Source organism: Corynebacterium sp. MSK074, from assembly GCF_030229735.1.
GTDB lineage: Bacteria > Actinomycetota > Actinomycetes > Mycobacteriales > Mycobacteriaceae > Corynebacterium.
In genome coordinates this window covers 132,198-143,834 of record NZ_JASPIX010000004.1, presented here as the reverse complement: position 1 = coordinate 143,834, position 11,637 = coordinate 132,198, and the positions used below count along the sequence as shown (strand labels likewise).

The 11,637-nt window shown below is 58.9% G+C and carries 3 protein-coding genes and 1 pseudogene; all 4 read right to left on the bottom strand.

Annotated features, from left to right (window positions below; translation table 11 throughout):
* Positions 1–2,034: pseudogene (locus tag QP965_RS05685) on the bottom strand (hypothetical protein); the annotation flags it as partial.
* A 408-nt stretch (positions 2,035–2,442) separates the two neighbouring features.
* Positions 2,443–6,438, bottom strand: a complete 3,996-nt coding sequence (locus QP965_RS05680; RefSeq protein WP_040424892.1) for a DNA-directed RNA polymerase subunit beta' — start codon at positions 6,436–6,438, stop codon at positions 2,443–2,445.
* 106 nt (positions 6,439–6,544) lie between these two features.
* A complete protein-coding gene (rpoB, locus tag QP965_RS05675) occupies positions 6,545–10,039 on the bottom strand; it encodes a DNA-directed RNA polymerase subunit beta (RefSeq protein WP_250409856.1) in 3,495 nt (1,164 codons plus the stop codon).
* Positions 10,040–10,423: 384 nt separating this feature from the next.
* Complete coding sequence (pgfA, locus tag QP965_RS05670; RefSeq protein ID WP_284844358.1) at positions 10,424–11,440, bottom strand: cell envelope lipid trafficking protein PgfA; 1,017 nt, start codon at positions 11,438–11,440, stop codon at positions 10,424–10,426.
* Positions 11,441–11,637 lie beyond the last annotated feature (197 nt).

The window sequence follows — 11,637 nt, the reverse complement described above, 5'->3', positions numbered from 1 at the left end:
AACCTTATCATCCAAGGTCTTCGGCTCATTATTAGCCGGAACCTCATCCGTCTCAGAACCAGCAGTAATCGACGGAGCAGGAACATCGGTCTTCGGCGCAGTGATCTTCACATCAATCGGATCACCAACCTTGTTGCCATCCTTGTCCTTAACAACAACCTTGGCATCCTGCGGGTCAGTACCCTCCGGCACCGTCACCTTAATGTCACCAGTCTCCGGATCAACCTCAACCTTGGCACCCTCAATCGGCTTACCGTCCTTATCCAGGACCTCACCAGTCATGCCCTCAGTCGGGTTCTTAACCTTATCATCCAAGGTCTTCGGCTCATTATTAGCCGGAACCTCATCCGTCTCAGAACCAGCAGTAATCGACGGAGTCGGGTCTGCCAGGAAAGAATCCGCCAGAAGTAGCGTACCCGTAGGCTTACCCGAAGCATCGGCGGCGAATACCTGAGAAGAGTACACAGTCGCCTTGGATAGGTCCTTCGGGACTGTGAAGTCACAGGATTCCAACTCACCTAGTTTGTTAGCAGTGACAGTGCAAACCTCACCGGTGGATTCACCGTCCGCAAACCACTCAATGGCGTACTGCTGGTTAGGAACCAGGCCGGTAGTCTTCGACTTGGCGGTATCACCAGGAGCTGCGATAGCAGAAGTGTTGTCGTAATTGAATACGTCGTGAATCGGGCGCGGAGTCAACAACGCGAACTTCTGGTCATAAATATTATCTGACACAAGCGCCTTACCTATTGGATCATCGGCGGGCTGGAACATATTGTCCTGGTAATTACCCATCCATAGGTCACGGTTATCACCGACTACCGGATACAAGTACATGTAGTCCTTGTTAATGTGGCGGTGACGCTGGCCCGCGGTGCCGTTCCACTGCATCAGGTTACCGTGCTCTTCGTCCTCAGCGGAAACGAGCGTGCCCCACTCTTCGTCAGTAGTTCTCCTACCCTTGTCGTTGCGGCTAATACCATACAAGCCAGCGAAGGGGAGATAGAAGGAACCGTCATCCTTTACATAAGCTACGCGGGACTCTGCGATATGGGAGCCTTCGCCGTGCTCAGCCTGATACTTCTCAACGATTTCCTTCTGGGCAACACGGAACTGTTCACGACTGTGGTTCTTGTTTGCTTCCTTCCAAGCGTCAAACTCACGTGCTACTTCATCGTTGACATAGGAGCCTACGACCTTAACATCAGTAGCGGCACGATCTGAAGATCCATTGAAGTATCTGTCGGCGAGTGTGCCCCCGGCCTCATTGTTTTCCCACCAAACTTCGCCCCGTGCGGTACCATAATTACCACCGTCTGGCCACTTCTTGTCAGCGGTCGGTGCCTCGGTCCACTCAGCTTCAGGCTTTGCAAGCCACCCATCTACGTTCGGACGTTCTTGGAATACGACCTTAGAACCGACAATTCGGTTAATGCCGGCCGTAAAGTCCCAGCTCTCCCATTTACGGGTCAGTCGGCCATGGAAGCGGCCACTGTACATGTCGCCGCCGGCCGCCAAGGTGTACTTGGCTGGGTCTGGGTTCTCAGCCCAAGTGCGGACTTGGAACTTCGAATCGCCTGCCAACTTGAATTCAACCGGATTGCCCAGACCATCCTTCGGCGCCTTGGACAAGTCGAAGACGAATTTACCCTCGGAATCCGAGGTGGTGTAGTAAATAGGAGAAACCTGCCCCTTACCGTTAACATACTGCAAGAAGACCTTTACACCAGGCATGGCCTCGTCAGCATCGTCCTGTTTATCTGGGTTTCCATCACGATCCAAGTAGACAGTGCCTTGGTAGCCCTGCTTCTGGCCCCAAGTACCATCCGCCCGAATAGCAGTTGCTTCCGAAGTGCCCCGCGAATCAGCGCTGCGATCCTGCGCAGATGCTGCATCCTGAGCAGCAGCAACCGGCGAGGAAGCCGGATTTACAACTGGATGAACAAACGGAGCTACGAGAGCTACAGAGAGAGCAGCGGCAGCGATAGTAGTGCCGCGACGGCGAGTTACGCCGTAAAAACTCTTCACTTTCATGAAAAGTCCTTCCTTATAAAAAATTAGGGAACATCAGAGAACAGGAGTATGCCCTCCACTCTTGGCCAGGCGTACGAACAACTGATTTTTAGCTGAGTTCTGACTGTCCTCAATCTGTAACATTATTGAAATCAGCTGCCTTTCACAACCCATACCTACATTTAGTTTTATTATTGCCTATGGTTAACATTGTATACATCTCTCAGGAACAGAAGATCTACCTAGCCAGTGGCCCTTCGGATTGTTCGCGCCACTTAAATACGTGATAAATCAGCTAAATATCCCTCTTGGAGATCAGTACGCCTTCTCTAATCTGCCCGCCTTTTTCGCATGAAAAAAGCGCGTCTGGGTTTCCAGACACGCTTCTTGTTGGGGCAATATTTACGGCGTTACTGCCCTCGCTTTTACCTAGAAGGTGAAGTCCTCATCCAGCGGGACGGAAGCGCCGGTGAATTCACCAAAGCCGTCATCGCCATAGATGGAATCGCCATAAGTCGGAATCGAGTAAGCAGCATTGCGCGCAGCCTCGGTCGGCTTGACGGAGATATTGCGGTAGCGGGAAATACCGGTACCGGCCGGGATGAGCTTACCGATAATCACGTTCTCCTTGAGACCGATGAGCTTATCGGAGCGCTTGTTAATAGCGGCGTCGGTAAGCACACGCGTGGTCTCCTGGAAGGATGCAGCGGACAGCCAGGACTCGGTAGCCAAGGAAGCCTTGGTAATACCCATGATCTCCGAGCGCAGCTGAGCCGGCTCGCCGCCTTCTGCGACCTGGGCAGCATTGAGCTGCTTAGCCTCAGAAAGGTCAATGAGGTTACCCGGCAGCAAGTCCGTGGTACCCGCATCAATGACGGTACCGCGGCGCAGCATCTGGCGGATGATGATCTCAATGTGCTTATCGTGAATAGCCACACCCTGGGTACGGTACACAGCCTGAACCTCATTGATGAGGTGCTGCTCCACGCCACGGCGGCCGAGGACCTCGAGCACATCGTGCGGGTCAGCCGCACCGCGCATGAGGCGGTCACCGGTCTCAACATGGTCGCCGTCCTTGAGGGAACGCTCAATCATGGCATCCGGGTTGGACTCCATCGGGCGACGAACCTGAGCCAGGCCCTGACGCTTGGAGAGCTTCTCGTAAACCACATCATCAGAGCCGTCATCCGGGGTGATGGTCAAGGTCCAGAAGTTACCCTCGTCAGACAGGGATACGGTGCCGTCAACGGAGGCGATAGGAGCGCGGTTCTTCGGGTTACGGGCCTCGAAAAGCTCCTGAACACGCGGCAGACCGCCGGTAATATCGCCACCGACACCACCCTGGTGGAACGTACGCATGGTCAGCTGGGTACCCGGCTCACCAATAGACTGTGCAGCCACGATGCCGACGGCCTCGCCGATATCGACGAGCTGGCCGGAAGCCATGGACTTGCCGTAGCACTTAGCGCAAACGCCGGCCGGGGTCTGGCAGGTCAGCACGGAGCGAACCTTGACCTCGGTGACCTTAGCGTCCAGCAGCTTCTGGGTGAGCTCCTCGGTGAGGTCGGAGCCGGCCTCGGCCACAACCTCGCCGTTGGCGTCCTTGACGTCGGTCGCGATAACGCGGCCGGATGCGGAGGTCTCCCACAGCTCGGAGAGAACAACCTTGTCGCCGGACTCCTCGCCGATAGGGACGCGGACGCCCTGGCGGGTGCCACAGTCCTCTTCGCGGACGATGACATCCTGGGCCACGTCCACCAGACGACGGGTGAGGTAGCCGGAGTCAGCGGTACGCAGTGCGGTATCGGCCAGGCCCTTACGGGAACCGTGGGAGTTGTTGAAGTACTCCAACACGGACAGGCCTTCGCGGAAGGAGGTCTTAATCGGACGGGTGATGTAATCACCGTGCGAGTTCACAACCATGCCCTTCATACCGGCCAGCGTCCAGATCTGACGCATGTTACCGGCAGCACCAGACTTCACAATCATCGGAATCGGATTGTGGTCCGGGTACATGTTCTCGACGGCCTCACCGACGGTATCGGTAGCGTCCTTCCACAGCTCAACCAGGCGGTCGTAGCGCTCGCGCTCGGTCAGGGCGCCCTGCTCCCAGTACTTGCGCTCGATGCGCTCTGCTTCCTTCTCATAAGACTCGAGGATCTCGGTCTTATTCGGCAGAACCAGAACGTCAGACATGGTGATGGTCACGCCGGAACGGGTTGCCCAGTAGAAGCCGGCATCCTTCATGTTGTCCAGCACCTGAGCAACGGTGATCATCGGGTACTTATTGGCCAAGTCATTGACCACGTCACCGATGAGAACCTTGTTGCCGGAGCCGCCGCCCTTACGGACCATGATGCCCTCGAGGTACGGGTAGTTCCATGGCAGCAGCTCGTTGAACATGACGCGGCCGATGGTGGTGTAGCCCATCCATGCCTGGCCCTTGGTCCAGCCATCTGGGAACTGCTCCTCCTCGATTTCCTTCGGAGGGCGAAGGTGATCGATGCGGACCTTGATCGGAGCCTGCAGACCAACGGTGCCGCGGTCATAGGCCATGAGGGCCTCAGCGTAGGAGGAGAAGACGCCGGTAGCCGGCTTGTCCTTCTCTGCCTCGCGGAAACGACCATTGCCGCCGATCTCATCCTCGGACTTGTCCATCGTCAGGTAGTACAGGCCGGTAACCATGTCCAGACGTGGCATGGCCAGCGGCTTACCAGATGCTGGGGACAGAATGTTGTTGGACGCCAGCATCAGGACGCGAGCCTCAGCCTGTGCCTCAGCGGACAGCGGCAGGTGAACTGCCATCTGGTCACCGTCAAAGTCGGCGTTGAACGCCTCACAAGCCAGCGGGTGCAGCTGAATAGCCTTACCCTCAACCAGCTTCGGCTCGAAGGCCTGAATACCCAGGCGGTGCAGCGTAGGTGCACGGTTAAGCATCACTGGGTGCTCAGAAATGGCCTGCTCCAGAACGTCCCACACCTCAGGGCGCTGGCGCTCAACCATGCGCTTGGCGGACTTGATGTTCTGGGCGTAGTCATTTTCTACCAGGCGCTTCATAACGAACGGCTTGAACAGCTCGAGCGCCATGAGCTTCGGCAGGCCACACTCGTGCAGCTTCAGCTGCGGACCAACGATAATAACGGAACGGCCGGAGTAGTCCACGCGCTTACCCAGCAGGTTCTGGCGGAAGCGGCCCTGCTTGCCCTTGAGCAAGTCAGACAGGGACTTCAGCGGACGGTTGCCCGGGCCGGTAACCGGACGGCCACGGCGGCCGTTATCGAAGAGCGCGTCCACAGACTCCTGCAGCATGCGCTTCTCGTTGTTCACGATGATCTCTGGAGCACCCAGGTCGATCATGCGCTTCAAACGGTTATTGCGGTTGATCACGCGGCGGTAGAGATCGTTCAGGTCGGAGGTAGCGAAGCGGCCACCGTCCAGCTGCACCATCGGGCGCAGCTCTGGCGGGATAACCGGGATGGCGTCCAGCACCATGCCGGCCGGATCGTTGCCGGAGCGCAGGAAGGCAGCAACAACCTTCAGGCGCTTCAGCGCACGCATCTTCTTCTGGCCCTTGCCGTTGTTGATGATCTCGCGCAGTTCCTCGGCCTCAGCCTCGAGGTCGAAGTTGCGGACCAGGGTCTGGATGGCTTCTGCACCCATGCCGCCGGTGAAGTAATCCTCGTAGCGGTCAACCAGCTCTTCGTAGATGGTCTCATCGATGATCATCTGCTTCGGAGCCAGCTTGATGAAGGTGTTCCAGATTTCATCCAGGCGGGCGATCTCGCGCTCGCCGCGCTCGCGGATGTGCTGCATCTCCTTATCGGCAGCGTTCTGCACCTTCTTGCGGGCATCTGCCTTGGCGCCGGCTGCTTCCAGCTCAGCCAGGTCAGACTCCAGCTTGGAGGCGCGCTCTGCGATCTCGGACTCGGTATCGTCCTCAACGTCCTTCTTCTCCAGAAGCATCTCTGCTTCCAGGGTGGACTGATCGTTGTGGCGAGCCTCTTCATCCACGGAGGTGATGATGTTGGCCGCGAAGTAGATGATGCGCTCGAGATCCTTCGGAGCCAGGTCCAGCAGGTAGCCCAAGCGGGAAGGAACGCCCTTGAAGTACCAAATGTGGGTTACCGGAGCAGCCAGCTCGATGTGGCCCATGCGCTCACGGCGAACCTTGGACTTGGTCACCTCAACGCCACAGCGCTCACAGATGATGCCCTTGTAGCGGACGCGCTTGTACTTGCCACAAGCGCACTCCCAGTCACGGGTAGGGCCGAAGATGCGCTCGCAGAAAAGGCCGTCCTTCTCCGGCTTCAGGGTGCGGTAGTTAATGGTCTCGGGCTTTTTGACCTCGCCCTTGGACCAGCGACGAATATCGTCTGCGGTGGCCAGACCGATGCGGAGCTCGTCGAAGAGATTTACGTCAAACACGTAATGTCTCCCTTTCATCCTCGTTGTCGAGGAATTGATGGCTTTCTATGAATGAAACGTTTATGCCCAGCCGCGGGGATTTCCCCGCGGTGGACCAAGAAACTAACTAGGCGATGTCAGCAGAGGAACCCTCATCGCGGGACAGGTTAATGCCAAGCGATGGGCTATCCATGTCATCGTCATCAGAGCCAGACAGCTCCATCGGCGTGCCATCGGTGGAGAGAACCTCCACGTTCAGGCACAGGGACTGCAGCTCCTTGAGCAACACCTTGAAGGACTCAGGGATGCCCGGGTCTGGGATATTGTCGCCCTTAACAATGGCTTCGTAGACCTTCACGCGGCCGACGACGTCATCGGACTTGATGGTCAGCAGCTCCTGCAGGGTGTAGGCAGCGCCGTATGCCTGCATTGCCCACACCTCCATCTCGCCGAAGCGCTGGCCACCGAACTGGGCCTTACCACCCAGCGGCTGCTGGGTAATCATGGAGTAAGGACCGGTGGAACGGGCGTGAATCTTCTCATCGACCAAGTGGTGCAGCTTGAGCATGTACATGTAGCCGACAGAAATCGGGTACTTGTATGGCTCGCCCGAGCGGCCGTCGAAAAGCGTGGCCTTGCCATGCTCATCCACCAGCACATCTCCGTCGCGGTTAGGACGGGAAGAAGCCAGCAGGCGCTCGATCTCGTGGTTGGTAGCACCGTCGAAGACCGGGGTCGCGGTCAAGGAATCCGCAGGCACGTCATAGAGCTCTTCCGGCAGGGTCTTGAGCAGCTCGGCGTTCTTCGGATCCTCGGTATCAACCTTCCAGCCGGCGTGTGCCAGCCAGCCCAGGTGAACCTCGAGGACCTGGCCAATGTTCATACGACGCGGCACACCGTGGGTGTTAAGCAGGATGTCCACCGGGGTACCGTCTTCCATGAACGGCATATCCTCTGGCGGCAGGATCTTGCCCACAACACCCTTGTTGCCGTGGCGGCCGGCCATCTTATCGCCGTCCTGGATCTTGCGCTTCTGGGCAACGTAGACACGAATCATCTCGTTGACGCCAGGGGCCAGATCGTCATCATCGTCGCGGGAGAAGCGAGCAACGCCAATGACCTTGCCTACCTCACCGTGCGGCACCTTCATGGAGGTATCGCGGACCTCGCGGGCCTTCTCACCGAAGATGGCGCGCAGCAGGCGCTCCTCCGGGGTCAGCTCGGTCTCACCCTTCGGGGTGACCTTACCCACCAGGATGTCGCCGGCGCGGACGTCGGCACCGATGCGGATGATGCCGCGCTCGTCCAGGTCGCTCAGCACGTCCTCGGAGACGTTCGGGATCTCGCGGGTGATTTCCTCGGCGCCCAGCTTGGTATCGCGAGCATCGATCTCGTGCTCCTCGATGTGGACGGAGGTCAGGATGTCCTCTTCCACGATGCGCTGGTTGAGGATGATGGCGTCCTCGTAGTTATGGCCTTCCCACGGCATGAAGGCAACCAGCAGGTTGCGGCCGAGGGACATCTCACCATTGTGGGTACCCGGGCCATCAGCCAGAACCTGGCCGGCCTCTACGCGCTCGCCCATGGAGACCAGCGGGGTCTGGTTGTAGTTGGTGCCCTGGTTGGTGCGCTCGAACTTACGCAGGATGTAGGTATCGCGCTGGCCCTCATCATCCATGATGGTGATGACATCAGCGGTGACGTTTTCGACCACACCGGCCTTCGGGGTGATAACAACGTCGCCAGCGTCGTACGCAGCGCGCTGCTCCATGCCGGTACCCACCAGCGGGGCCTCGGAGCGCACCAGCGGCACGGCCTGCTTCTGCATGTTCGCACCCATCAGGGCACGGTTAGCATCGTCGTGCTCCAAGAACGGAATCATGGCGGTACCCACGGAAACCATCTGGCGCGGGGAGACGTCAACGTAGTCCACACCGGCGGCGTCGGTAAGCCCGATGTCGCCGTCCTTCAGGCGGACCTCAATACGCTCGCCGGTGAGGTTGCCCTCTGCGTCCTGCTCGACCTCGGCCTGAGCAATAGCGAAGCGGTCCTCTTCATCGGCGGTGAGGTACTCCACCTGGTCGGTGATCTTGCCGTCCACAACCTTGCGGTACGGGGTCTCAATGAAACCAAAAGCATTCACGCGGGCGTAGGACGCCAGCGCACCAATGAGGCCAATGTTCGGGCCCTCAGGGGTCTCAATCGGGCACATACGGCCGTAGTGAGAAGCGTGAACGTCTCGCACCTCAATGCCGGCGCGCTCACGAGACAGGCCGCCTGGGCCCAGCGCGGATAGGCGACGCTTGTGGGTCAGGCCGGACAGCGAGTTGTTGTGGTCCATGAACTGGGACAGCTGCGAGGTACCGAAGAACTCGCGGATAGCAGCAGAGACCGGGCGCACGTTAATCAGGGAGGTCGGAGTGATGGACTCTGCATCCTGGGTGGTCATGCGCTCGCGCACAACGCGCTCCATGCGGGACAGGCCGACGCGGACTTGGTTCTGGATGAGCTCACCCACGGTGCGCAGGCGACGGTTACCAAAGTGGTCGATGTCATCCGTGTGCAGGGAGATCATCTCACCGTTCGGTGCCTTCATCTCGCGCTCGCCTACGTGCAGGCGGACCAGGTACTCGAGGGTGACGGCAATGTCTTCCTCGGTCAGGGTCATCAGACCATCGTGGTCGCCGCCGAGCCCCAGCTTGCGGTTGACCTTGTAGCGGCCGACCTTAGCCAGGTCGTAACGCTTTGCGCGGAAGAAGGAGTTATCCAGCAAGGACTGAGCCAGCTCGCGGGTGGGCTGCTCGCCTGGGCGCTGCTTGCGGTAAATCTCCAGCAGTGCCTCATCGGTGTTCGCTACACCGTCAGACTCCAGGGTGGACATCATGAGCTCGGAGAAGCCGAAGCGATCCTTGATCTGCTCCTCGCTCCAGCCCAGTGCCTTAAGCAGCACGGTTACCGGCTGGCGGCGCTTGCGGTCAATGCGCACGCCGACGGTGTCGCGCTTGTCGACGTCGAACTCCAACCATGCACCGCGGGAAGGAATAACCTTCACGGAGTGCAGCGGGCGCTCGGTGGACTTATCGATCGAGCGATCGAAGTACACGCCCGGGGAGCGCACCAGCTGAGAGACGACGACGCGCTCGGTACCGTTCACGATGAACGTGCCCATATCCGTCATGATCGGGAAATCGCCGATAAAGACGGTCTGCGACTTAATCTCTTGGGTGTCGTTATTAATAAACTCTGCGGTCACGTACAGCGGCGCGGAGTAGTTGATGTCCTTTTCTTTGCACTCATCCACGGTGTTCTTCACCGGTTCAAAGCGCGGCTCCGACAAGGACAGGGACATATTGCCCGAGTAGTCCTCAATCGGCGAGAGCTCTTCAAGGATATCCTCGAGGCCGCTCGTCACGCGGGCGTCATCGCCGCGCTCAGCCTGCTCGCGCTCGCGCCACTCCGGCGCGCCGACGAGCCAATCAAAGGAATCAAGTTGTACGTCAAGGAGACCCGGCAGGGCGATAGGCTCGCTGATTTTTGCAAACGAGTATCGCTTCGGGGCTCCGGGGATATTGGCCACTGACTTGGTCTGGCGGGAGACTGCCAAGATGGGTCCTTCCAGCACCTCACGCGGATTGCCTGCTCGCCCTGGCCGACGAGCCGCAAAACCGCTGGTAATTCTAGCATTCGGTCTGCTGTGGAGTGTCTGGGTTCAGAATGCACAAAATCACCTTGTCAAGTCGGTTTTGCCATCACCGGCCTGAAAGGCTAAATGTGCACCGAAGATCCAGATTCCAGCGCAACGAAACAGCTTATAGGAAAAGACCTGCCATGTAAAGACACACCACTCTTGGGGCGTGTCGCTACCGCGCTAGGGGGCAAGCTCGTGCTCGCCGCGGCACTAACGCGTCCACGTCGCGCCACTGTGCGCGACAACCACCGAGCACCCTACCACTAAATTCTCGCCACACCGCAAACCTGGTGGCGAATAAGTTTCTTAACTGGGCTTTTAGCGGCTGGCCGGGACTGCATTGCCGCCGACGCGTCCACGGTTATGGCGCGAGCGAGCATGCTTATTCTTGCCGCCAAATAGGCCCAGCGCGCCAATGATTCCGAGCAGAGTCAACAGTGCACCGAGGCCGATGGCAACCCACCGCACGATCTCCGCTACGCGGTCGCGCGGGAAATCTGCCGCCTCCTTGAGCAGCGCCTGCTGGTCCTCTTCTGAGGTAGAGCCGTTAAAAACGAAGGCGCGCTCGCGGCCCACGCCCTCGCGATCCGCGTAGTAATCATCGATGTCCATTTCCATGCCCACCACGAGGCCGGTTTGCTGGTCCACGTAGAAGTCGCGGCTGCCGGAGTGGGTCAGGTAGCCCTGCTCCTCGCCGCCGCCTTCCTTGGGCAGGCTGGTGGTATTTCCATCGGCCGCATACAGCTGCGCCACGTTGGTCGGCTCAATTTCTTGGTGGTAGCGGTAGACCGTACGGCCGTCCATCGTGGTTTCTTCTTCAAAGACCGCATCGACGGCCTTGCGCAGCGTCGGGTCAAAGACCGGGTAGTTGGTCTTTTCCGCATCCGCTGGGAACTTGAGCCAGTATCCGTCCACGGTCACCGTGTCGGACGGGGTCGCAAGCGTGTGGCTCAACGAGGCCTCCCCCGCCGCCTCACCGCTCAGGCGGTCCACGGGATAGGTCCACACCTGGGCCTGGCTCAGGTCATTGAGCCCCTCCCCCTGGCCGCGCATGCGGGTCTCACCAATGCGTACGGTGGCCTTCTCATCATCCGAGGGCTCTTGGATATCCATGTTGATTTGGTAGGTCATGGGGCCCGAATACGGCGTGGTGCCGTCCTTGGACAGCTGCTGCGAATCCGCAGAATCATCGTGCAGTGTCCACGTACTGTTTTTCAGGTTCAGCGGCAGCCGCGGGGAGTAATCCAAAAACGCCGGCGCCACAATACCGGCGGCGATGAGCGCGACGCCGAGGCCTAGGAGCAGGACGGAAAAAATGCGGGACTTGGGCAGCATGGGGGCTAATTCTACAGCCCTTGGCGGCGATTCCTTGTTTCTACAGGCCCGCGGTGCACTCCCTACCATCCTTCCGGCACAAAGAAACCCATATTGCGGCCACAATCCTCCGGAAGTCGTGCCACCTACGGCGCACAACGCGGCCGCTTTATAGGGCGCGACCTCCCCCGCACAGTTCAATCGCTGTGACAGGAAGA

Excerpts from the sequence above, each read along its gene's own strand:
- pgfA (WP_284844358.1), bottom strand. The coding sequence starts at position 11,440 with ATGCTGCCCAAGTCCCGCATTTTTTCCGTCCTGCTCCTAGGCCTCGGC.